This window comes from Arthrobacter sp. 131MFCol6.1 (assembly GCF_000374925.1).
Classification (GTDB): domain Bacteria; phylum Actinomycetota; class Actinomycetes; order Actinomycetales; family Micrococcaceae; genus Arthrobacter.
Window position 1 is genome coordinate 13,407 of the sequence record NZ_KB895544.1, and the last position, 20,945, is coordinate 34,351.

A 20,945-nucleotide genomic window follows, 5' to 3' on the forward strand; every position below is an offset into this window, starting at 1 on the left:
CATGACGTTTTGCAGTGTACGGACCGCCGCACTGCATACTGTAATGGAGCGCCGAGTTGGAGGTAATTGTGCGCGTTGCACTAGCCCAAATCATTACCGGCCGTGACTTGGCCGCAAACCTGGACCTCGTGGACGCCTACGCGCGCCAGGCCAAGGCCGGCGGCGCGGACCTGGTGGTGTTCCCGGAAGCCACCATGCGGGCGTTCGGCAATTCGCTCCTGGATATCGCCGAGCCGCTGGACGGCCCGTGGGCATCCCGCGTCCGCGCCCTCGCCGCGGAGCTCGGCATCGTGATCGTCGCCGGCATGTTCACTCCCGGCACCGCCGGCAACGGCGCCAAGGTGCGCAACACCCTGCTGGTCACCGGCCGCCGCCTCGAGGCCAGCTACGACAAGATCCACCTGTTCGATGCTTTCGGTTTCGCCGAGTCGGACACGGTTGACGCCGGCACCTCCCCCGTTACCTTCGAGCTCGACGGCGTGACGTTCGGCCTTGCCACGTGCTACGACGTCCGTTTCCCGGACCTGTTCACGGAAAACGCGGACCGCGGCGCCGACGTCAACATTGTGTGCGCCTCCTGGGGCTCGGGCCCCGGCAAGGCCGAGCAGTGGAAGCTCCTGGCCCGCGCCCGCGCCCTGGACTCCACCACCGTGGTCCTCGCCTGCGGCCAGGGCGACCCCGCCAGCGTGGGTCACCCGGTCAAGGGGTCCGCCCCCACCGGCGTCGGGCACTCCGTGGTGGTCTCCCCCATGGGCGACGTCCTCGAAGAGCTCGACGGCGCCCCCGGCCTCCTCTTCGCCGACCTGGACACCGCCGCCGTCCAGGAAGCCCGCACGAAACTCCCGGTCCTGGCCAACCGCCACAGGTTCTAAGGCCTCGGCTACGGTTCGGCCTGGTCAGGTTTGCCTTGGTTAAGTCCCGCGGCCACCGGCGCCCTTTCCATGATCACCTCCGCGGGCACCGGCGCCCTGCCGTCGCTTAGACACCTCCCGCCGCCTACTTCGGCCGCTGAGCGGCCTCATCCGGCTCTGGTCGGCGATGCGCTCCTTTGCAGGACCCCGGCGCCCGCTATCTGTCGAGGTACTGCCGCCGGACTACTTCAGCAACAGCAACGCGGGGTCACTTCGCGCCCATTGTGGGGCCTCGGATGGGCGCGATCTGACCCCGCGTTGCTGTGGTCGTTCTCGCCTTAAACGAAAACGCTCCCCCACTAGAACTGAGAGAGCGTTTCGCCGTTTACTACCAAAGGTGAGCGAGACTCACCGCCGGAACCCGGCCCCGAGGGTTCTACTTAGCTGCGCGCTGGCGGGAGATTTCGTAGAGGGAGATGCCGACGGCCATGGAGGCGTTGAGGGATTCCATGGCGGAGTCGATCGGGATGGAGACGATCTGGTCGCAGTTTTCGCGGACCAGGCGGCTCAGGCCCTTGCCCTCGGAACCGACGACGATGCACACCGGTTCGGTGGCCAGGGTCAGCTCGGGCAGCGAGACGTCGCCGTCGCCGTCGAGCCCCAGGACGTAGATGCCCATGTTCTTGAACGCCTTGAGCGTGTTGTTCAAGTTGGCCGCGCGCGCGACGGGGACGCGGACGGCTGCACCGGCGCTGGTCTTCCAGGCCGAGGCGGTGACGCCCACGGAGCGGCGCTCCGGGACGACGACGCCGTGGCCGCTGAATGCCGAGACGGAGCGGATGATCGCGCCGAGGTTGCGGGGATCGGTAATGCCGTCGAGTGCGACGAAGAGCGGGGCGTTGGCTACGTGGCCCTTCTTCCAAGCCTCGAGGGTTTCTTCGGCGAGCTCGTAGGCGTCCTGGTATTCGTACGGCGGGATCTGCAGCACAAGGCCCTGGTGGATGGCGTCGTCGGTCATCCGGTCGAGCTCGGGCTTGCCGGTTTCCATCAGCGGGATGCCGCGTTCGGCGGCCAGCTTCAGGGATTCCTTGACACGGTCGTCCATTTCGATGCGGACGGCGACGTGCAGGGCCTTGGCCGGGATGCCGGCGCGCAGGGCTTCGACCACCGAGTTGCGTCCGGTGACGACCTCTTCGGTGGCGCGGCCCTTGGGACCGGAGCGGCCCGTGCGGGCGGCGGCGCTGGTGGTGCGGCTTCCGCTGGCGCGCTTGGCCTCGGAGCGTTCCGAGAGCTGCTTGTTCTTGAACGCCTTGTGGTAGGGGCGGTCCTCCGCCTTCGGCGTGGGGCCCTTGCCCTCCAGAGCCTTGCGGCCGTGACCGCCGGTTCCGACGGTGGGGCCCTTCTTCAATTTGACCGACCGGCGACCGTTGTTGGCCATGATTTCCACCCCTGCTTGTTACGTACTTCGTTGATAAGTCTGACCTCCAGTCTACTGACTCGAGTAAAATCCACGATTTCGGGGTGGCCCGGGAGGGACGTCAGACGGCGTGGGAGGCTCCGTTCAGCCGCGCTTGAGGCTCCAGCTCGCCCCATCCGGGCCGTCCTCGACGACGACGCCGGCCGCGGCGAGGGTGTCTCGGATGGCATCGGACGCCGCCCAGTCCTTGGCGGCCCGGGCGTGGGCCCGCGCCTCCAGCTGAGCCTCGACCAGGACGCCAAGGGCGGTGTTGGCTTGTTCGTCGGCCGCCGGCGTTGCGGTGGCGTTGAGGCCGAGGACATCCAGCATGGCGGTGACGCTGGCCAGCGCCTGACCCGCGGCGTCGAGGTCGCCGTCGGTGAGCGCCGTGTTGCCGGCACGTACGGTTTCGTGGAGCACTGCCAGTGCCTGCGGGACGTTAAGGTCATCGTCCATGGCCACCCCAAAAGCCTCCGGGACAGAACCAGCGGATGCATCCGGCCCCGGGTCAGGGAGGACCCGGCTTGCGCGGCTGAGGAAGCCGTCGATCCGCTCGACGGCGGCGGCTGCTTCCTGCAGCGACGTCGGCTGGTAGTCCAGGACCGAGCGGTACTGCGCCTGTCCGAGGTAGTACCGGACAACGCGCGGCGGGGCGATCTCGAGCATTTCCGTCGGGCTGACGGTGTTGCCGATGGACTTGGACATCTTCTCGCCGGCGTAGGTGACCATCCCGTTGTGCATCCAGAAGTTGGCGAAGCCGTGGCCTGCCGCCTGGGACTGCGCCATTTCGTTTTCGTGGTGCGGGAAGCGCAGGTCCAGGCCGCCGCCGTGGATGTCGAACTCGGTGCCGAGGTATTTGGTGACCATCGCGGAGCATTCGAGGTGCCAGCCCGGGCGTCCGGCGCCCCACGGCGAAGACCAGCTCGCCGTCGTCGGCTCCCCGTCCTTGTATCCCTTCCACAGCGCGAAGTCGCGGGGGTCCCGCTTCCTGTTGCTGAACTGAGGTTCGACGTCCGCGGCACCCTGCATGTCGTCGAGTCGTTGGCGCGTCAGCGAGCCGTACTTGGACCACGAACGCACGTCGAAGTAGACGTCGCCCGAGTCGTCGAGGGCCGGGTAGGCGTGGCCGCGGTCGATCAGCTGCTGGATGAGGGCGTGCATTTCCGGGATGTGGCCGGTGGCGCGGGGCTCATAGGTGGGGCGGGAGACGCCCAGGGTGTCGTAGGCCTTCAGGAATTCCTGCTCGTAGCGGTAGGCCAGCGCCCACCATTCCTCGTTGCGGAGAGCCCCGGGCTCGTCTTCGAAGTCGGGGCCGAAGGACGCGGCGGACTTGGCCAGGATCTTGTCATCAATGTCCGTGACGTTGCGGACGGCCGTCACCCGGAAGCCGCGGTACTGCAACCAGCGAGTCAGCTGGTCGAATGCGATGGCCGAGCGGATGTGGCCGACGTGCGGCATGCCCTGCACGGTGGCTCCGCAGTAGTACAGGCTCACCTTGCCGGGTACCAGGGGGACGAAATCGCGGACTTCGGCGGATGCAGTGTCGTAAAAGCGCAGGGTCACCGCTCCAGATTAGCTGATGGCGCTCCGCGGCCTGACCCGAGGCGTTGCCGGCAGGCCAGCCGCCGGGGACCACCGGCCCGGCGACGTACTTGGCGACCTACTTGCAGTATTGCCCGATCTTGTTGATCTGCTCGGTGAGCTGGGCTGTCTGTTCGTCCGTCTTGGTTCCCGTGGGGCTCGCCGCAACCTGCTTCATGATCTCGGCCATCTGCTGGATCGGGGCGCCCACCTCCGGCGCCACCTTGTCCGCGACCTCCTGGTAGTGCTGGCCAATCTGCCCTGCCTGCTCCTTCGCGCTCCCGGAGGGCACAAAGGTGTCGGTGTTGAGGAACTTACAGCTTTCCTCGACACTGAGCCTCGGAGTGGGGCTAGGCGTCTGGGGCGTCGTCGTGGAGGCGGCACAGCCGCTCAGCATGGTCCCTGCCACGAGTACGACGGCGGTCAGCAGCTTCTTCACGGGAGGTCTCCTGGCGGTTCGGAACGGGTGTCTCGGTTTGGCCTTCCCCTCAAGCGTAGGGGAACGCGGCCTGCGGTGCTTAGCCTGCCGGGTAGACGAGCGCTGTTGCCACGGCCGAGATCCCCTCGCCGCGGCCGGTGAACCCGAGCCCGTCGCTCGTGGTGGCCGTGACGCTCACCGGCGCCGCGGCAGCGGCGCTGAGGACCTGCTGGGATTCCTCCCGCCGCGGGCCGAACTTTGGCCGGTTGGCCACGAACTGGACGGCGATATTGCCGATTTCGAATCCGTGGGCGCGAACTATCCGGGCGGCCTCGGCCAGCAGGGTCACGCCGGACGCCCCGGCATATTCGGGCCGGTCCGTACCGAAGTGTGTGCCCAGATCCCCGATCCCGCAGGCCGAGAAGAGCGCGTCGGCGGCGGCGTGCGCCACGGGGTCGCCGTCTGAATGGCCGGACAGCCCCCGTTCCCCCTCCCAAAAGAGGCCGCCGAGCCATAGCGGCTGCGGCTCGTCCTCGGCGGCGAAGGCATGGACATCGATTCCGATCCCGGTCCTGGGAATGACCGGGGGAAAGACTGGCGGGTTGGTGGACATGCTCATCCCTCCACCCAGCGTGCGCCCAGGGGGCCTTCGAGGAGGCCTTCGGCCAGGATCAGGTCCAGGGGCGTGGTGATCTTCAGGGACTGGCTGGCGCCGCGCACCGCGTGGACGGGGACACCGATGAGCTCCACGAGCATCGCGTCATCCGTGACGAGGGCGGCCTGGCCGGCGTCGAACCCGGCGGCAGCCTCGTGGGCGCGTTTGAGGGTGCTCAAGGCGAATCCCTGCGGTGTCTGCACGGCGCGGAGCGAATCCCGGGGCGCCGTCCCGGTGACCAGTTCGGGGGCCACCGCGGCGCCGTCGCCGGTGGTCGGTTCGACGGTCTTGACGGTGTCGACGACCGGTATCACCGGAATGACGGCCGAGGCGCCGGCGCCGAGCGCCGCTGCCACGCGGTGGAAGACGGCCTCAGGCGTCAGTGCCCGGGCGGCGTCGTGGACCAGCACCGATTCGGTATCGGGCAGGAGGGCGGCCATCGCGGCGCGGACTGAAGCGGCGCGGTCCGCACCGCCGTCGACGACCGTCACAACGGGAATCAGGCCGCCGTGGCCCGACCCCGCGCCGGCGTGCCCGGCCGCAAGCTCCTGCGTGAAGGCCTCGCACAGCGCCCGCAACTCGGCGTCTCCCGGAGGGAGCGCAATGCAGATTTGCCGTGCGATCCCGGCTGCCGCCACGCCGCGAAGGGCGTGGGTGAGGATGCTGTCCCCGCCGAGAGGAACTTTTGCTTTCGGCATGCCGTAGCCCAGGCGCTGGCCGGAGCCGGCTGCCACAACAATGACCGCTGTGGCGGGACCGGCCGGTGCCGTATTCGTCGGTGCAGTATCCATGGGCACAAGACTACGTCCCCGCGCCTCGGACCATCCCGTTGCGCTATCAGTTGCGGCTGTCCTGGAGCGCTCAGGGGGACCCCAAGTGACAGGGCAACCGAGGGGCGGCGGCTGAAAATGGGCAAAAAGAAGCCCCGGCGGCTGACGCCACCGGGGTTCGATTCTTATCTGCGCCGGCCCTGCTGGGGGCCGGCCCTGTGCTAGGAAGCCAAGACCTCGTCGAGAACGCTTGCAGCCTTCTCTTCATCAGTCTTTTCAGCCAGTGCCAGTTCCGAAATCAGGATCTGACGGGCCTTGGCCAGCATGCGCTTCTCTCCCGCGGAGAGACCCCGGTCGTGATCACGGCGCCAGAGGTCGCGGACGACCTCGGCTACCTTGATGACGTCACCGGAAGCAAGCTTTTCCAGGTTTGCCTTGTAACGACGCGACCAGTTGGTGGGTTCTTCAGTGAACTCGGCCCGCAGCACGTCGAACACGTGCTCCAAGCCTTCCTTGCCCACTACGTCCCGAACCCCTACCAGGTCAACGTTTTCTGCTGGAACTTCAATGGTCAGATCACCCTGAGCCACCTTGAGCTTGAGATACATCTTCTCTTCGCCCTTGACGGTGCGCATCTTGATTTCTTCAATTTTGGCTGCACCGTGGTGAGGGTAAACTACTGTCTCGCCGACCTCAAAAACCATGTGGACATTCCCCTTTCCCGCAGACCAGTTTATCACGATTAAGGCATACAACTGGCATCAAAACGTGCCCGGAACCGCATGAATCCGGGGAAAATGGCCTCAATCCACCCCCTCAAACCCCTTGACGAATGCGGATAATAGTGCCTGCGGCCCTAACTGCCAAGAGGTTTCCGGCCCCCGCCAAGCCGGGTCTCGTCGCCGGAGGGGCAGGCTTGGCGGCACTTGTGTGTAGTCGCCGAATCCTTGTTTGCGGCCGATTGCGGCTAGGCTATGGCTGAATAATGTTCCAAGACTCTCAAGGAGTGCGTGACGTGCGTTTCACTGCGATGAACCGGGGCCAGCGCGGCAAGCTGGCAATGGCAACGGCTGCACTTGGCATCGGCCTGTTGTCCCTGACCGGCTGCGGCTACATCAACGCCCAGCAGACCACGGAGCAGTACTCGGCCTCGGACGGAACCCGGACTGATCTTGGTGCGCTGCAGCTGCGCAACTTCATCATCGTCTCCGATGGCGAGGACAAGCCGGGCCGCGTGATCGGCGCCGTGTACAACACGTCCTCCAACGACGTGGTGCTGACCATCAAGGGTGCGGAGGGCTCGCAGACCCAGGTTCCGGTCAAGAAGAACTCCTACACCATGCTCAACGACTCCTCCGACGCCGCGATCCTGGACCCGGCCGGCGCCAAGCCGGGCGCCGTCGTCGACGTCACCATCTCCGAGAACGGCACCAACAAGGACGCCAAGTTCACGGTTCCGGTCATGGACGGCACGATCGTCGACTACAAGTCGTACCTGCCGACGCCGGAGCCCACCGACTCCAGCACGGCCACGTCCACCGAGACGGCAACCTCGACCGAGACGGCCACGCCGACGCCAAGTAGCACCGACGGCCACTAGCCTCAAGGCCTGACCACACGCAAAAGGAGGGGCACCTGTAGGTGCCCCTCCTTTTGCGTGTCCCCTGATGTTCAACTGCGCCGGTCTTCCAGCTGCCCGGCGCACTGGCGGCCGGGCAGCTTCTTCAGACCCTTTAGGGCTCGAACTTGTAGCCCAGCCCACGGACGGTGATCAGGTACCGCGGCGCGGAGGCATCCGGCTCGATCTTGCTGCGCAGCCGCTTAACGTGGACGTCGAGGGTCTTGGTGTCCCCCACATAGTCGGAGCCCCAGACCCTGTCGATCAGCTGGCCGCGGGTCAGGACCCGGCCGGAGTTCCGCAGCAGCATTTCCAGCAGCTCAAACTCTTTGAGCGGCAAGGCGATCTGCTCGCCTCCGACGCTGACCACGTGGCGTTCGATGTCCATCCGGACGGGACCGGCCTGCACCGTGGTGGAGACAAGTTCCTCCGGCTCGCTCTGGCGCCGCAGGACGGCCCGGACCCGGGCCACGAGCTCCCGCGAGGAGTAGGGCTTGGTGACATAGTCGTCGGCGCCCAGTTCCAGCCCCACCACCTTGTCGATTTCCGAGTCCTTGGCCGTCAGCATGATCACGGGCACCCCGGAGCGCTGCCGGAGTTGGCGGCAGACCTCCGTGCCGGACTGGCCAGGCAGCTGCAGGTCCAAGAGCACGAGGTCGGCGCCGTTGCGGTCGAATTCGGTGATGGCGTCCAGTCCGTTGTCCACCACCTCCACCTCGAACCCTTCTTTACCCAACAGGTAGGACAGGGGGTCGCTGAAGGACTCCTCGTCCTCGACAATCAGAATCCTGCTCAAGCGGTAGCTCCTTGCTCATGGACGCCTGCGGCGTCACGTCGTTGCGGTCTGAGGTCCCGGCTGGGCTTTTGGGCAGCGGGCTTGCCCGCTTCGGGGGCGTCGCCGTCGTCCTGCCCTTCTATCTCGGGAAGTCGAATGGTGAACGTGGAACCCTGCCCGAGCCGGGACCACAGGGTCACCTCGCCGCCGTGGTTGGAAATGACGTGCTTGACGATGCTCAGGCCAAGTCCGGTGCCTCCGGTCTGCCGCGAACGGGCAGCATCCACACGGTAGAACCGCTCGAAGACACGTTCCTGGTCTTCGGCGCTGAGCCCATCGCCCTGGTCCGTCACCGAGACCGCCACGAGGCCGTCCTTGGCCCGGATGCCCACACCCACCTTGGTGTTCTCCGGCGAGTAGCGGATGGCGTTGTCGATCAGGTTGCGCAGGGCGGTCACGAGGAGGTCCTGGTCGCCGTAGACCATGGCATCGGCGTGTCCGCCGACCACGAGCTGGATGTTCTTGCTCTCGGCCGGCAGCGCGGAGCGGTCCACGGCCTCGCTGACGACTGTGTTGATGTCCACCGGGCGGCCCTGCTGCGCGACGTTGGCGCCCTGGAGCCGGGAGAGTTCGATGATGTCCTGGACCAGGGCCGCGAGCCGGGTCGATTCCTTGTGCATGCGCTTGGCGAAACGTTTGACCGCCTCGGGGTCGTCAGCGGACGACTCGAGGGCCTCGGCCAGGAGGGAGATCGCCCCGACCGGGGTCTTCAGCTCGTGGGACACGTTCGCGACGAAGTCGTTGCGGACTTCCTCGGTGCGGGTGAATTCCGTCCGGTCATCGGCCAGCAGGAGGACATATTCCTCCGTGATGACGGCGGCCCGGACCTGGACAACGATCGTTCCCTGGCCGAGCGGGCCACGCGGCAGCTCCAGCTGCTCTTCGAGGATGACGCCGTCCCGCCGCACCTTGGCCGTCAGGTCCAGCAGCTGCTGGTGCACCACCGTGTGCCCGCGGACCAGGCCGTAGGCGTAGGCGGCCGGGCTGGCACGGACCACGCCGTCGATCGCATCCACCACAACGAAAGCGCGGCCGAGGACGGCGAGCACCTCCGCGGCGCCCTCGGGCAGCGAGGGATCCTCGACGTCGACGTCGACAATGTGCCGCTGCTGCTCACTCACCCGGAACGCGAGTACGCCGAACATGCCAAACGAGAGGCCGATCAGGCCGGCGATCACGCCGATGAGCATTGGATCCACGGCTCCAGCTTATGCTCTGCCACGCGGCCGAAACCGAAATCTTCTGCGATTCGGGCGCCGGTTCAGCTAACGTTCACCTATTGGGGCGTAACAGTTCACCGGACACTGCAAGAGTTGACAGTTGGAGCGCCGGTAGGTGAACCGAAATAGGCCCGCCACTTCGATTGCAGGCAATATTTCCGAGGAAAGGACGCACACGTGCGTAAGGTTTTTCAGGAGGAGCTCGCCCAGGTAAGGGAACAGCTCGTCGAGATCTCAACGCTGGTCACAGAGGCCATCGACAAGGCCACGACAGCTTTCCAGGGCGCCGATATCGACCTCGCCGAGGACGTGATTGCCGCCGATGCCCGCATCGACTTCCTGCAGAACAGCCTCGACGAGCGTGCCATCGACATCCTCGCCCTCCAGGGCCCGGTGGCGAGCGATCTGCGCATGCTGGTTGGTTCGCTCCGGATGAGCGCCTCGCTCGAACGCATGGGCGACCTCGCCCGCCACTTGGCGCAGCTGGCGCGTCTGCGCTACCCGGCGTCGGTGGTCCCGGACCAGCTACGGGAGACCTTCAAGGCTTTCGCCGAACAGGACCTGCTGATCGCCCAGAAGCTCACGGAGCTGCTGGCAACCCGCGACCTCGGCGTGGCCCGGGAGATCATGAAGGCCAACGGCGCCGTCAACGACCTTCACCTGAGCGTTTTCCAGGCGATCGCCCGCAGCGACTGGCAGGAGTCGCCGGCCACTACGGTGGACGTTGCCCTGGCCAGCCGCTACTTCGAGCGCTTCGCGGACCACGGCGTCTCCGTGGCCCAGAAGGTCACGTACCTGGTGACCGGCGCGTGGCAGCCGAGCACGATCGAACACAACTGACTCCGGCCAACCGCGGCTGATCCAGCCGCCGGTACAACGGCACTGATAGCAACCGCGCTGGCACAACTGCGCTGATACAAAACGACGGCGTCCGGTCACCTTGGGGGTGGCCGGACGCCGTCGTTTGTGCTCTGTGCCCTGCTCAGTGCCTAATCGGGCGGGAGCCGGCTACTTCTTGCCCTGGTTGGCTACTGCCTTAATGGCCTCGGCGGCGGCCTCGGGATCGAGGTAGGTGCCGCCCGGGTTCAGCGGCTTGAAGTCCTCATCCAGTTCGTAGACCAACGGGATGCCGGTGGGGATGTTCAGGCCGGCGATGTCCTCGTCGCTGATCCCGTCAAGGTGCTTGACGAGGGCGCGGAGCGAGTTGCCGTGGGCGGTGACCAAGACGGTCTTTCCGGCCCTGAGGTCTTCCTTGATGTCAGATTCCCAGTACGGCATGAGCCGGATCAGGACATCCTTGAGGCATTCGGTGCGCGGGACGGCGTCGCCGAGGTCCGCATAGCGCGGGTCCCCCACCTGGGAGAACTCGGAATCGTCGGCCAGGGGCGGCGGCGGGGTGTCGTAGGACCGGCGCCACAGCATGAACTGCTCCTCGCCGAATTCGGCGAGGGTCTGGGCCTTGTCCTTGCCCTGCAGCGCGCCGTAGTGGCGCTCGTTGAGCCGCCAGTCGCGCTTGACGTCGATCCAGCCGCGGTCGGCTTTTTCCAGGGCCAGGTTTGCCGTGTTGATGGCCCGCTTCAACCGCGAGGTGTAGAGGATGTCGGGGAGGATGTTGTTCTCCACGAGCAGCTCGCCGCCGCGCACCGCCTCGGCACGGCCCTGGTCATTGAGGTCAACGTCCACCCAGCCGGTGAACAGGTTCTTGGCATTCCAGTCGCTGTGGCCGTGGCGCAGCAGAATCAGCTTGTAAGTCATGGTTTTCATCCTAGCCGAGCGGTTGGCGGCGGCGCCGAGCGTTACACCGCGCGCGTTTCAAAGCGTGCTTCAGGGCAACGCGGGGTCACTTCCGGCCCATCCCGCGGCCCACCACGGGACACAAGTGACCCCGCGTTGGAGGATAGGCTTGGGCGGTGGTGCAGAAGGCTGAACGGGTGCTGGCCCCCCGAAACCAGGGCGGAACGAGAAGCGGCGCGCGCGGCGGCAGGCCCGTGGGCAACGTGACCCGCGGAACCACGAACCCCAACCGGATGCGCCGCGTGGACCGCTGGCTGACCGGGCCGCAGGGCTGGCGGCTGCGGGCCGCGGCCGATCCCCTCGCCGTCGACCTCGGTTACGGCGCCTCGCCGGCCACCGCCGTCGAACTCTTCGAACGCCTCGCCGCGGTCCGCGCGGACGTACAGATGGTGGGGATCGAAATCGAACCGGAGCGCGTCCGGCACGCCCACGCCCTGGAGCGCCCGGGCCTGAAGTTCCAGCTGGGCGGCTTCGAGCTGCCCGTGACCGGAAAACCCGTGCTGGTCCGCGCCTTCAACGTGCTGCGCCAATACGAGGAAACCGACGTGGCGGGCATCTGGCGGCTGGTGCAGGACCGGCTGGCCCCGGGCGGGCTGTTCATCGACGGCACGTGCGATGAAATCGGGCGGCGCGCCGCCTGGGTGGCGCTCGACGTCGAGCGGCCGCTGAGCCTGAGCCTGTCCATGCGGTTCGGCGCCTTCGCGCTGCCCTCCGACGTTGCCGAAAGGCTGCCGAAGGCCCTGATCCACCGCAACGTCCCCGGCGAGAAAATCCACGCCTACCTGCAGGCGATGGACAAAGCCTGGCTGGAAGCGGCGCCGCTGGCGGCCTTCGGAAACCGGCAGCGCTTCGGGGCGATGTGCCGTGCACTGCTCGACGCCGGCTGGCCGATCCAGGACGGCCCGTCCCGCTGGCGAATGGGCGAAGTGACGGTCGACTGGGAAGCCGTGGCCCCGGGACCTTAGGCGGTCAGGCCGGTGTCACCAGGGGCCGTAGGGGCCCATGTTGCGGCCACGGCCGGCGTCTTTGACCGCGGGGCGGACGTCGGCGAGGTACACGGACGCGGCCGTCACGGCTGCAAGGCCGAAAATCCCGAGCGAACTGGCACCGCCGCCGCTGCCCAGCTGCGCGAGCAGGGAGAACAGGCCCACGGCGAACGCGCCGCCGGTCAGGGCCAGCCAGAAGGTCTTGGTCCGCTTCGATACGGCCTCGAACGCGTTGGCCTTGTGCCGGAGGCAGTCGAAAAACGCCCATGCCTCCAGGGCAAAGGCTACGACAGCCAGGACCAGGTAAACCCCGGATTCGACAAAGTAAATGAGTATGCGTCCGTCCACTCCCCCAGCCTAGCCGTCCAGAGTGCCCAATGCCTGCTCCAAATCGGTCCAAAGGTCTTCCACGTTCTCAATGCCCACGCTCATCCGGACCAGGTTGTCCGGCACGCTCTCCGGCTCGGCGGCGTGCCGGCGCCGGCGTTCGATCAGGGATTCCACCCCACCCAGGGACGTCGCGGGGAGCCAAAGCTGCAGGGCCCGGATCATGCGGTCCGCGGCTTCCGCGCCGCTGAGGCCACCGTCCTGCCCCACGACCGGAGCCACCTCGATGCACAGGACGGAACCAAACCCCTTCATCTGCGCCTTGGCCCGCGCGTGGCCGGGGTCCGAGGCCAGCCCGGGGAAGCGGACGCCGGCGACCTTCGGATGGCCGTCGAGCCGCTCGGCCAGGATCTGGGCCGAGGCCTGCGAACGCTCGATCCGCAGCGCCAGGGTACGGAGCCCGCGCAGCGCCAGCCACGCCTCGAACGGTCCGGCGATCCCGCCGTGGATGGTGCGGTGGTGCAGCAGGGCGGCGCGGAGACCGGCGTCGGAGGTCACCAGCGCACCGAGCACGACGTCGGAGTGGCCGGAGAGGTATTTGGTCACTGAATGCAGCACGACGTCGGAGCCCAGGCTCAGGGGCTGCTGCACCAGGGGCGTGGAAAAGGTGTTGTCAGTGACGACGATGGCGCCGGCCTCGTGGGCCGCGGCGGTCAGGGCCCGCATGTCCGCGACGCCGAGCATGGGGTTCGTGGGGCTCTCCAGCCAGAGCATGCTGGCGGCGCGCCCGCCGGCCGGGGCAAGCGCCGCAAGTACGGCGTCGGTGTCCGCGATGTCAACAGTCCGGAGCTCGAGGAACCCCTTGGCCGCCAGCTCGGTGGCCATCGTGACCGATCCCGCGTAGCTGTGCGACGGCATCACGAGCACGCCCTGGGCGGGCACCAGGGACAGGGCCGAACTCACGGCGGCGAGTCCCGAGGCGTAGAGCAGGCCCGGCAATTCCGCGCCTTCCAACTGGCCCAAAGCCTCTTCAAAGGGGTCCCACGTGGGGTTGGAATACCGTCCGTAGCCACGGTCGCCGTCGCCCAGCGGTCCCGTGCCGAAGTAGGTCGAGGACAGCACCAGCGGCGGGTTGACCGGTTCGTCGCGGGTGCGCGGCGGGCGCCCTGCCGCCACAACCAGGGAATCCGGCGAAAGCGTGGCGGCCTGTTCTTCAGTAAGACTCATGAGGACAGGGTACGTGGGCGCCCGGCAGGGTACCCAAGCCGTTACGCCGCAGACGATGCGCAGACTAGAGTGTCGGGGATTGTCGGTAGTCTAGAACCGTGACTACCCAGAGCCCCGGAGCGTCCCCTCGACAGTTGTCCGGTCAGTTGCCCGGCCTGTTGCCCGGACTGTTTATTGCCTTCGAGGGCGGAGACGGCGCCGGCAAGTCCACGCAGGCGGCTGAACTCGCCAAAGCGCTGGAATCCGGCGGCTTCACCGTGCTGCGGACCCGCGAACCGGGCGGCACCGCGATCGGCGAGAAGCTGCGTTCCCTCGTGCTCGATCACGGCCACGGCCACATCGATGCCCATACCGAGGCCCTGATTTTCGCGGCATCCCGTGCCGCGCACGCGAGCCAGGTCATCCGGCCCGCCCTGGAACGCGGCGAGATCGTCCTCACGGACCGGTACATCGACTCCTCGGTCGCGTACCAGGGCGCCGGCCGAGGCCTCGGAACGCAGGCGGTCCGGGACATCAATGCCTGGGCAACATCGGACCTGCAGCCGGACCTGACCGTACTCCTCGACGTCGAACCCGCCGTTGGCCGGCAACGGCGCACTGCCGGCGAGGCCGCCGAAGACCGCCTCGAGTCCGAGGCCGACGAATTCCACGCCAAGATCCGGACGGCCTTCCTGGACCTTGCCTCCGCCCGGCCCGAGGCGTATCTGGTGCTGCCCGCCCGCCTGCCCGTCGCCGAACTCGCCGCCCGGATCCTCGAGCGCGTCGAATCCCTGCTGGCCGTCACCCAAAGCAGCACAGCATGACAGTCTGGGACGACCTCCAGGGCCAGGACGCCGTCGTGGCCCAGCTGCGCCAAGCGGCCCAGAACGAAGGGCTCACGCACGCGTGGCTTTTCACCGGTCCGCCCGGCTCCGGCCGTTCCAACGCCGCGAAGGCGTTCGCCGCAGCCTTGAACTGCGACCAGGAGGACGTCAGCCTGCGCGGCTGCGGCGAGTGCCCGGCGTGCCTGACCATCCTCGGAGAAACCCACTCCGACGTCGCGTTCGTGCGCACGGAGAAGGTCACCATCACGATCGATGAGGCCCGCGAGCTCGTCTCCACCGCAGGGAACCGGCCGTCGTCGGGCCGGTGGCGGATCATCGTGGTGGAGGACGCGGACCGGATGGCCGAGCGGACCACCAACGTGCTGCTCAAGGCCATCGAGGAACCCACGCCCCGCACCGTCTGGATGCTCTGCGCGCCCTCCCCCGCCGATGTCCTCGTGACCATCCGCTCCCGCTGCCGCCCGGTCGCGTTGCGGCTTCCGCCCGCCGCCGCCGTCGCGGCCCTGCTGGTCAAGCGCGACGGCGTGGACCCGGCGGTTGCCGAGCGTGCCGCCCGTGCGGCGCAAAGCCACGTCGGGATCGCCCGCCGCCTGGCCCGGGACCCGGAGGCCCGGGAGCGCCGGCTCGAGACGGTGCGGTTCCCGCTGTCCCTTCGCGGCGTCACGGCGGCGGTCATGATGGCCGAGAAACTGGTCAAGATCGCCACCGAGGAAGCCAACAGCTCCAACGACGAGCGCGACGCCGCCGAGAAAACCGCGCTTCTGGCCACCCTCGGGGCCCCCGAAAGCGGCACACTGCCGCCGGCCATGCGGAGCCAGGTCAAGCAACTCGAGGACGACCAGAAGCGCCGCGCCAAGCGTTCCGTCACCGATTCCCTTGACCGCACCCTGACGGACCTGTTGTCCTTTTACCGGGATGTCCTGATCATCCAGATGGGGAACGCTGTGGAACTCGTCAACGTTGAACTCAGAAGCGAAGTCGAAGACTTCGCCTCCCGTTCCACCGCCGAAGTTACCCTTGCCCGCATGGACGCCATCAACAAGGCCCGCACGCGAATCACCACCACCAACGTGGCCCCGCTGCTGACGATCGAGTCCATGGCTTCCAGCCTTATTTGACGGTCCCTGCCGCTCAAACGATCATCTTCGCTTTCGTTCCTAGCCTCCAAGGAGAACCGCATGAAGCCTGCTCGACCCCAGCCCGCTAGATCCCGATCCCTGGCGATCGGCATGCGGGCCGTCGGCGCCGTGGCCCTGGTCCTCACGCTGGCCTCGTGCACCCTTTTCGGCGGCGGGGGCGAGAGCGGGTCCAGCGCACCGACCTCCGGGGCAGCGGGGCAGGCGGACCCGTCGATAGTGGCGGCGGCGCCGGCCGAACTGCGCAGCTACTACTCCCAGCAGGTCGACTGGAAACCGTGTGAGGGCAGCTTCGAGTGTGCCAAGATCAAGGTCCCGCTGGACTACAGCAAGCCCGACGGCGAGCGCATCGAACTGGCCGCCATCAAGCTCGCCACAACAGGTGACAAGAAGGGCACCCTGATGGTCAATCCGGGCGGCCCGGGCGGCTCGGGGTACGACTTCGTCAGGGACGCGGCCAACACCAACATCTCGGACAAGGTCCGGTCCGCCTACGACATCGTGGGCTTCGACCCCCGCGGCGTGAAGCGCTCCGCCCCGGTCACCTGCCTGACGGACAAGGAACGCGACGCGTCCCGCGCCAAGACCTACGCCCTGGATACCGACGCCGGACTGGACGCTGCCCTGGCCGACAACAAAGCCATCGCCGCCAAGTGCGTGGAAAAGACCGGCCCGGTTTTGGCCCACATCGACACCGCCAGCGCCGCGAAGGACCTCGACATCCTGCGCGGGGTGGCCAACGACTCGAAGCTGAACTACCTCGGCTACTCCTACGGGACCCTGCTGGGCTCCACCTACGCGTCGCTGTTTCCGGACAACGTGGGCCGGCTGGTCCTCGACGGCGCCGTTGACCCGTCGTTGAGCGCCGAGGAACAGACCAGCGGCCAGGCCGTGGCCTTCGAAAAGGCCCTCCACGCCTACGTCGCCAAATGCCAGCAGACGTCCGGATGCCCGCTCACGGGAAGCACCGAGGAAGGCATCCAACAGATCCGCAATGCCATCGCTGCCGCGGAAGCCAACCCGTTGCCGGCCCAGGACGGCCGGAAGGTCTCGGGGTCGACGTTCGTCAGCGGCCTCATCATCCCGCTCTACAACGATGACAACTGGCCGATCCTCACCCGGGCGCTCGCGACAGCCCTGGCCGGCGACGGGACCGGCATGCTGCAACTTGCCGACTTCGGCGCCGACCGCGATCCCAGCGGCACCTACACGTCAAACAGCACCTTCGCCTTCAACGCCATCAACTGCCTGGACTACCCGATGGTGTCCGACACCGCGTCCATGCGGGCCGAAGACCAAAGGCTGCGCCAGCTGTCGCCCACGTTTGGTTACTACTTCGCCTATGGCGGCAGCAATTGCAAGGACTGGCCGTACAAGAACGTCCGAACCCCTGCCCCAGTCGAGTACAAGGGCTCGGCCCCGATTGTCGTAATTGGAACCACGGGCGATCCGGCTACCCCCGTGGAATCGGCCAGCTCCCTGCGCAAGCAGCTTGGGAACGCCTCGCTGCTGACCTGGAAGGGCGAGGGCCACACGGCGTACGGCCGCTCCAACAGCTGCATCGGCACCGCGGTCGATGACTATCTGGTGGACGGAAAGGTCCCGGCGGACAACACCGTCTGCTAGGTCCCCGACGGCGCCGCAAGGCGGCTTCCGTCGCTCATTTTGACCCGGACGCCGGGACTCTATTACAGTTGTCTCTTGCATGATCCGCCCGGTTCGCCGGGCATTCATGTGGTTGCTTCCTTAGCTCAGTTGGTAGAGCGTCTCACTCGTAATGAGAAGGTCGCCAGTTCGATTCTGGCAGGAAGCTCGAGAAAAACCCCGTATCACCGCTGACTCAGCGGGGATACGGGGTTTTTTATTGGTTTCAGCGAGATGGCCGTGTGAGGTTAGGGCACACCTATGGCGCACTCCGTGGTTGAAGATACGATGCAGTCAAACACCTCCCGGGTGTCCCGGAGTTAAGCGCGTTGGCACTGACCGTTTTGGGGGAACACAGTGAAGCGTAGGACATGGATCATCCTTGCGGCGGTGTTGGTCGTTGGCGCCGTCGCGCTATTTCTGACCCGGTCCGCGGAAGACAGGGTCACCGCGGACGTAGTCTCCCGTACCGAGCGGTTCGTCATTCCCGCGGACTGGAAGCTGGAGGACAGCGTGGTGCGGCGGGAGATGTTTCTGTGCATGTCAACCAACCCGTGCCCCAGCATCGCCAAGCGCTGGGACGCCGGCAAAAGCCTCACCGTCGACGACTTGAAAGCCGTGAGCTCCGCAGCCGGTGTTCCCATGAACATCGAGGGCACCTGCACCAGGCGGCCGACCGTCGGCGGTACAACGACAGTCTGCAGCTCCTCGGGAACTGACGGGGAGTACTACTACAAGTTCAACGTGTCCAGCCCGGACAAAAGCGATCAAACGAACTTCGTGGTCCTCCTGGTCGAACCGCACCGCTGACCGCTCCGGAAAAGGGATGCCCGTTTTGTCTAGTCAGCGGACAAGGGCGCAGGCAGCCTGAGACCATTCGGGCCGCAACCGGGGCCTCGAGCCGTCGCCGGGTGCGCCTTTCGGTGCGGGTGCTTCGCTTTGCCGCGCGGGCGCCTTCGCTACTTGCAGGCGGCGAGGATCCCGGCGATGGCGTCGTGCTCGGGACGGGTCATCCACAACTTGTACTTGGCCTTCACAGCCGTCTGGCGGGCGACGTATTCGCACCGGAACGCCTTGTTGGCTGGGAGCCAGGCATCGGCCGAGGAATCTGACTTCTGCTGATTCGCGGGGCCGTCGGCGGCCATCAGGTTCAGCGGATCGTTGGCGAGCTGGAGGCGCTGGCTTGCGCTGATCTGCTGGGCGCCGGTCTGCCAGGCCAGGGACAGTGGGATGATGTGGTCAATCTGGACGTCGGCGGAGTTCTCGCCGCGGGTGAAGTTGATGGTCTTGCCGGTGTATTTGTCGGCAAGCTTGCCGGAGGCGATGACGCAATCCCTGGTCCCCGGCTTGGTCGTCACCTCGGTGAGGTCACGGCGGAGCATGTCGTTGCGGGTGTCGCAGCCGTTGTGGTCCACATCTGACCAGGCGGGACCGAACTGCCCGCGGCTGTAGCCGGTCTTCGGGGCCTTGCCTTTCACCGGAATGGACGCCAGCTGGGCTACGGCCGCGGCGGCCTCGCCCGGGTGCGCGGAACCAATGGCGGGAGCTTGGGACGCCGCTGCGCTGTGCACGGCGTCTGCGACTTTGGCGCCAGCGTGGGCTGCGGCATCACAGCCGGCGAGGGAGCCTGCGAGAAGCAGGCCGGTAAGGACGGTCAGGGACTTGGTGGCGGCGGAGCGGGAGATGTTCATGCCAATCATGAGTGCGGCGAAAATGATCAGATTACCCGCACTCCGATTCGCGACCGCGCAGGCCGAGCATGGAGTCGCTCACGTGCAGCTACGGCCGCGGCCCCAGGCTGCTTCTCTCGTGGTGATCAGATCGCCCCGGGAAACGCTTACCGGCGGATTCTCATGACAGCTCAGACGGCACAAAAAGGGGACCCACGGAAGTCAACGATTTCCGTGGGTCCCCTTGGATCAGGCGCCGGTCCAGGGGTGAAGTAATTGTGGACGTCGAGATACTTCACCGTGGCCGGGACTGGTACGCCGACCGTCCTCGCGCGGCCGGCTACTTCAGGGTGAGCACGGGGTTGATCGGAGCCTTCAGCGAATCCACCTGCAGGCCCACGGACAGTTTCTGGCCGGCGGCCACCTTGGTGGCCCAGTCCGAGCCGCTGCAGGTTACCGACACCTTGGGGAGGACTGTGCACGTGACGCCCCAGGAGTTGGCCACCCGGGTGACGTTCGGATCGGGCCAGCTCACGCTCCAACCGGGCGCCGCCCGGAGCCCGGTGACCTCGATATTGGCCACGTAGCCGCCGGTCCACGAACTGCCGAGCTTCCAGACCGCGGTGATCGGCGCGCCCGACGTCGGCGCGGGAGACGCCGTCGGCGACGGCGTGGGGGTCGGCGACGGCGTGGCGGTGGCGGTAGCAGCGGCGGTGGCGGTGGCGGTCGGGGACGGCGTCACAGTCGGCGTCACGGTCGGCGTCGGGGTGCCCGTCAGGATGGGCGCGAGCGCGGCGAGTTTGGCGGCCTCCGGGGTGCGCCAGTCCGCCTGGACAAGCCCGCCGGTGATGCCGCTGTTCGGGTTGAACGACCAATACGCGAAGCTCATGGAATTGGTCCCAAGGTAGGAGACGATTTTCTCCATCCACTGCTTGTCCGACGTGGTTTGCAGCGCGGTCCCGAACTCCCCGAGCAGAACCGGGGCGATGCCCTGCTTCTGGATGTAACCCCAGTTGGCATCCCACACGGCCGCCAGGTTGTTGGGGTAGCTGGGGTCGCTGAACCACTTCTGCGCAAACAACGACGCCGGGTAGTCGTGCGGGGAATAGACCACCCGGTTGGGCGTGGCCAGGGTGACCGGCTTGTTCTTGACGTCGGCCAGGCCGCCGCCCCACCAGGTGGAGGTTCCGTTTCCCTGGTTCTCGATGCCCTCAACGATGATCAGGAGATTGGGGTTGGAGGCCAAGACTGCGTTGCCGCCGCGGGTGGCCGCAGCCTGCCAGTCGGTGGCGGCGGCGCCACCCCACGTCGCCGCCCCTGCCGGCTCATTGTGAAGGTCGGCGCCAATGACAGTGGGATCGTTCTTGTAGCGGGCGGCGAGCATTTTCCAGTCAGCAATCCACCTCGACTCAGGGTAGGCGGAGGTATACCAGAGCGGGGACTGGTCGGCAGAGGACGGCCGGTGCCGGTCTAGGATGATCTGCAGGCCGTTGGCCTTCGCGCGGGCGATCACCGTGTCCATCAGGACCAGGGGCGTCTTGCCCTCCAACGCGTAGGCGCGGTTGGCCCAGTAGTTCAGATTGCCCTTGATGGATGTCGCGGCCAGGCACTCGTTGGAGAACGGCAGGCGGACGGTGTTGAATCCCATCGATTTGATGTTGGCCAAGGCCTCGTCGATGGTCAGGGTCCCCCAGAGCCCGTGCGGCATGCAGTCGGGGGTTTCCATGCCGAACCAGGACGCGGCCTTGATGGTGTGCGGGGAGTTGTTCGAGTCCAGGATCCTCCCGCCAGAGGTGTGCAGCCAGCCGGTGGGCGGCGGTGTTGTGGCGGCAGTGGCCAGGGGAAGCGAGGCCGCGGCGACGCCGGTGAGGGCCAGTCCGGCAGCCACAGCGATGCCCAGAAGTGTGGCAGTCACGCTCGGGCGTCTTCCCCC

Annotated in this window: 21 protein-coding genes and 1 tRNA gene; 9 read left to right on the forward strand and 13 right to left on the reverse strand. The window is 66.9% G+C overall.

The genetic code is table 11. From position 1 onward, the window contains the following. The first annotated feature begins 68 nt into the window (after nt 1-68). The gene (locus C566_RS0110025; protein WP_026266567.1) at nt 69-872 is read left to right on the forward strand and encodes a carbon-nitrogen hydrolase family protein; all 804 of its coding nucleotides are present in this window, start codon (nt 69-71) and stop codon (nt 870-872) included. A 415-nt stretch (nt 873-1,287) separates the two neighbouring features. On the opposite strand, the gene rlmB is transcribed toward C566_RS0110025, so the two are convergent. The 6 genes from rlmB to C566_RS0110055 all read right to left on the reverse strand — a co-directional run bounded on the left by rlmB (nt 1,288) and on the right by C566_RS0110055 (nt 6,435). Then, complete coding sequence (gene rlmB, locus C566_RS0110030; protein ID WP_026266568.1) at nt 1,288-2,289, reverse strand: 23S rRNA (guanosine(2251)-2'-O)-methyltransferase RlmB; 1,002 nt, start codon at nt 2,287-2,289, stop codon at nt 1,288-1,290. Nucleotides 2,290-2,412: 123 nt separating this feature from the next. Further along, nucleotides 2,413-3,870, reverse strand: a complete 1,458-nt coding sequence (gene cysS, locus C566_RS0110035; protein ID WP_018774207.1) for a cysteine--tRNA ligase — start codon at nt 3,868-3,870, stop codon at nt 2,413-2,415. A gap of 97 nt (nt 3,871-3,967) precedes the next feature. Further along, nucleotides 3,968-4,327 carry a hypothetical protein gene (locus C566_RS0110040; RefSeq protein WP_018774208.1) on the reverse strand — a complete coding sequence of 120 codons (360 nt, stop codon included), beginning with the start codon at nt 4,325-4,327 and terminating at the stop codon, nt 3,968-3,970. Between the two features lie 79 nt (nt 4,328-4,406). Continuing rightward, nucleotides 4,407-4,925, reverse strand: a complete 519-nt coding sequence (gene ispF / locus C566_RS0110045) for a 2-C-methyl-D-erythritol 2,4-cyclodiphosphate synthase (protein WP_018774209.1) — start codon at nt 4,923-4,925, stop codon at nt 4,407-4,409. Further along, nucleotides 4,922-5,752: an IspD/TarI family cytidylyltransferase gene (locus tag C566_RS0110050; RefSeq protein WP_018774210.1), complete on the reverse strand. Its 831-nt coding sequence runs from the start codon at nt 5,750-5,752 to the stop codon at nt 4,922-4,924. The genes ispF and C566_RS0110050 overlap by 4 nt, the downstream gene beginning before the upstream one ends. A gap of 200 nt (nt 5,753-5,952) precedes the next feature. Then, complete coding sequence (locus tag C566_RS0110055) at nt 5,953-6,435, reverse strand: CarD family transcriptional regulator (protein ID WP_026266570.1); 483 nt, start codon at nt 6,433-6,435, stop codon at nt 5,953-5,955. Nucleotides 6,436-6,761: 326 nt separating this feature from the next. On the opposite strand from C566_RS0110055, the gene C566_RS0110060 reads away from it, so the two are divergent. Beyond that, a complete protein-coding gene (locus C566_RS0110060; RefSeq protein ID WP_018774212.1) occupies nt 6,762-7,331 on the forward strand; it encodes a hypothetical protein in 570 nt (189 codons plus the stop codon). A 133-nt stretch (nt 7,332-7,464) separates the two neighbouring features. Here C566_RS0110060 and C566_RS0110065 read toward each other — a convergent pair whose 3' ends face one another. Together C566_RS0110065 and C566_RS0110070 are read right to left on the reverse strand one after the other, a co-directional pair. Continuing rightward, nucleotides 7,465-8,145 carry a response regulator transcription factor gene (locus tag C566_RS0110065; protein WP_018774213.1) on the reverse strand — a complete coding sequence of 227 codons (681 nt, stop codon included), beginning with the start codon at nt 8,143-8,145 and terminating at the stop codon, nt 7,465-7,467. Then, nucleotides 8,142-9,374, reverse strand: a complete 1,233-nt coding sequence (locus tag C566_RS0110070) for a sensor histidine kinase (protein ID WP_018774214.1) — start codon at nt 9,372-9,374, stop codon at nt 8,142-8,144. Before C566_RS0110070 ends, C566_RS0110065 begins: the two co-directional genes overlap by 4 nt. Nucleotides 9,375-9,581: 207 nt before the next feature. On the opposite strand from C566_RS0110070, the gene phoU reads away from it, so the two are divergent. Further along, nucleotides 9,582-10,244 (forward strand): phosphate signaling complex protein PhoU, encoded by a 663-nt coding sequence (gene phoU, locus C566_RS0110075; protein ID WP_018774215.1) that lies wholly within the window; start codon nt 9,582-9,584, stop codon nt 10,242-10,244. Nucleotides 10,245-10,412: 168 nt separating this feature from the next. On the opposite strand, the gene C566_RS0110080 is transcribed toward phoU, so the two are convergent. Next, a complete protein-coding gene (locus C566_RS0110080; RefSeq protein ID WP_018774216.1) occupies nt 10,413-11,159 on the reverse strand; it encodes a phosphoglyceromutase in 747 nt (248 codons plus the stop codon). A 155-nt stretch (nt 11,160-11,314) separates the two neighbouring features. Between C566_RS0110080 and C566_RS0110085 the strand changes: the two genes are divergently transcribed. Beyond that, the gene (locus tag C566_RS0110085) at nt 11,315-12,163 is read left to right on the forward strand and encodes a hypothetical protein (RefSeq protein ID WP_018774217.1); all 849 of its coding nucleotides are present in this window, start codon (nt 11,315-11,317) and stop codon (nt 12,161-12,163) included. A 15-nt stretch (nt 12,164-12,178) separates the two neighbouring features. Here the strand turns inward: C566_RS0110085 and C566_RS0110090 are convergent, their stop codons facing one another. Together C566_RS0110090 and C566_RS0110095 are read right to left on the reverse strand one after the other, a co-directional pair. Further along, nucleotides 12,179-12,532, reverse strand: a complete 354-nt coding sequence (locus tag C566_RS0110090; RefSeq protein WP_018774218.1) for a DUF2516 family protein — start codon at nt 12,530-12,532, stop codon at nt 12,179-12,181. Between the two features lie 9 nt (nt 12,533-12,541). Then, on the reverse strand, nt 12,542-13,738 hold the full coding sequence (locus C566_RS0110095; protein WP_026266571.1) for a trans-sulfuration enzyme family protein: 1,197 nt from the start codon (nt 13,736-13,738) through the stop codon (nt 12,542-12,544). Between the two features lie 146 nt (nt 13,739-13,884). Here C566_RS0110095 and tmk point away from each other — a divergent pair, with 146 nt between their 5' ends. The 5 genes from tmk (at nt 13,885) to C566_RS0110120 (ending at nt 18,152) form a co-directional block, all read left to right on the forward strand. Further along, nucleotides 13,885-14,541, forward strand: a complete 657-nt coding sequence (gene tmk / locus C566_RS0110100) for a dTMP kinase (RefSeq protein WP_018774220.1) — start codon at nt 13,885-13,887, stop codon at nt 14,539-14,541. Beyond that, on the forward strand, nt 14,538-15,680 hold the full coding sequence (locus C566_RS0110105) for a DNA polymerase III subunit delta' (RefSeq protein ID WP_018774221.1): 1,143 nt from the start codon (nt 14,538-14,540) through the stop codon (nt 15,678-15,680). Before tmk ends, C566_RS0110105 begins: the two co-directional genes overlap by 4 nt. Nucleotides 15,681-15,740: 60 nt before the next feature. Then, nucleotides 15,741-17,324 carry an alpha/beta hydrolase gene (locus tag C566_RS0110110; RefSeq protein ID WP_026266572.1) on the forward strand — a complete coding sequence of 528 codons (1,584 nt, stop codon included), beginning with the start codon at nt 15,741-15,743 and terminating at the stop codon, nt 17,322-17,324. 114 nt (nt 17,325-17,438) lie between these two features. Next, nucleotides 17,439-17,511, forward strand: a tRNA-Thr gene (locus C566_RS0110115). 188 nt (nt 17,512-17,699) lie between these two features. Then, complete coding sequence (locus C566_RS0110120; protein ID WP_155846852.1) at nt 17,700-18,152, forward strand: hypothetical protein; 453 nt, start codon at nt 17,700-17,702, stop codon at nt 18,150-18,152. A 149-nt stretch (nt 18,153-18,301) separates the two neighbouring features. Here the strand turns inward: C566_RS0110120 and C566_RS0110125 are convergent, their stop codons facing one another. Together C566_RS0110125 and C566_RS0110130 are read right to left on the reverse strand one after the other, a co-directional pair. Then, nucleotides 18,302-19,042, reverse strand: a complete 741-nt coding sequence (locus C566_RS0110125) for an HNH endonuclease family protein (RefSeq protein ID WP_018774224.1) — start codon at nt 19,040-19,042, stop codon at nt 18,302-18,304. Between the two features lie 310 nt (nt 19,043-19,352). Beyond that, nucleotides 19,353-20,927, reverse strand: a complete 1,575-nt coding sequence (locus tag C566_RS0110130) for a cellulase family glycosylhydrolase (protein ID WP_018774225.1) — start codon at nt 20,925-20,927, stop codon at nt 19,353-19,355. Between the last annotated feature and the right edge of the window lie 18 nt (nt 20,928-20,945).

Excerpts from the sequence above, each read along its gene's own strand:
- C566_RS0110080 (WP_018774216.1), bottom strand. The coding sequence starts at position 11,159 with ATGACTTACAAGCTGATTCTGCTGCGCCACGGCCACAGCGACTGGAAT.
- ispF (WP_018774209.1), bottom strand. The coding sequence starts at position 4,925 with ATGAGCATGTCCACCAACCCGCCAGTCTTTCCCCCGGTCATTCCCAGG.
- rlmB (WP_026266568.1), bottom strand. The coding sequence starts at position 2,289 with ATGGCCAACAACGGTCGCCGGTCGGTCAAATTGAAGAAGGGCCCCACC.
- C566_RS0110060 (WP_018774212.1), top strand. The coding sequence starts at position 6,762 with ATGAACCGGGGCCAGCGCGGCAAGCTGGCAATGGCAACGGCTGCACTT.
- C566_RS0110105 (WP_018774221.1), top strand. The coding sequence starts at position 14,538 with ATGACAGTCTGGGACGACCTCCAGGGCCAGGACGCCGTCGTGGCCCAG.
- C566_RS0110095 (WP_026266571.1), bottom strand. The coding sequence starts at position 13,738 with ATGAGTCTTACTGAAGAACAGGCCGCCACGCTTTCGCCGGATTCCCTG.
- C566_RS0110070 (WP_018774214.1), bottom strand. The coding sequence starts at position 9,374 with ATGCTCATCGGCGTGATCGCCGGCCTGATCGGCCTCTCGTTTGGCATG.
- C566_RS0110110 (WP_026266572.1), top strand. The coding sequence starts at position 15,741 with ATGAAGCCTGCTCGACCCCAGCCCGCTAGATCCCGATCCCTGGCGATC.
- C566_RS0110125 (WP_018774224.1), bottom strand. The coding sequence starts at position 19,042 with ATGATTGGCATGAACATCTCCCGCTCCGCCGCCACCAAGTCCCTGACC.
- C566_RS0110050 (WP_018774210.1), bottom strand. The coding sequence starts at position 5,752 with ATGGATACTGCACCGACGAATACGGCACCGGCCGGTCCCGCCACAGCG.
- C566_RS0110055 (WP_026266570.1), bottom strand. The coding sequence starts at position 6,435 with ATGGTTTTTGAGGTCGGCGAGACAGTAGTTTACCCTCACCACGGTGCA.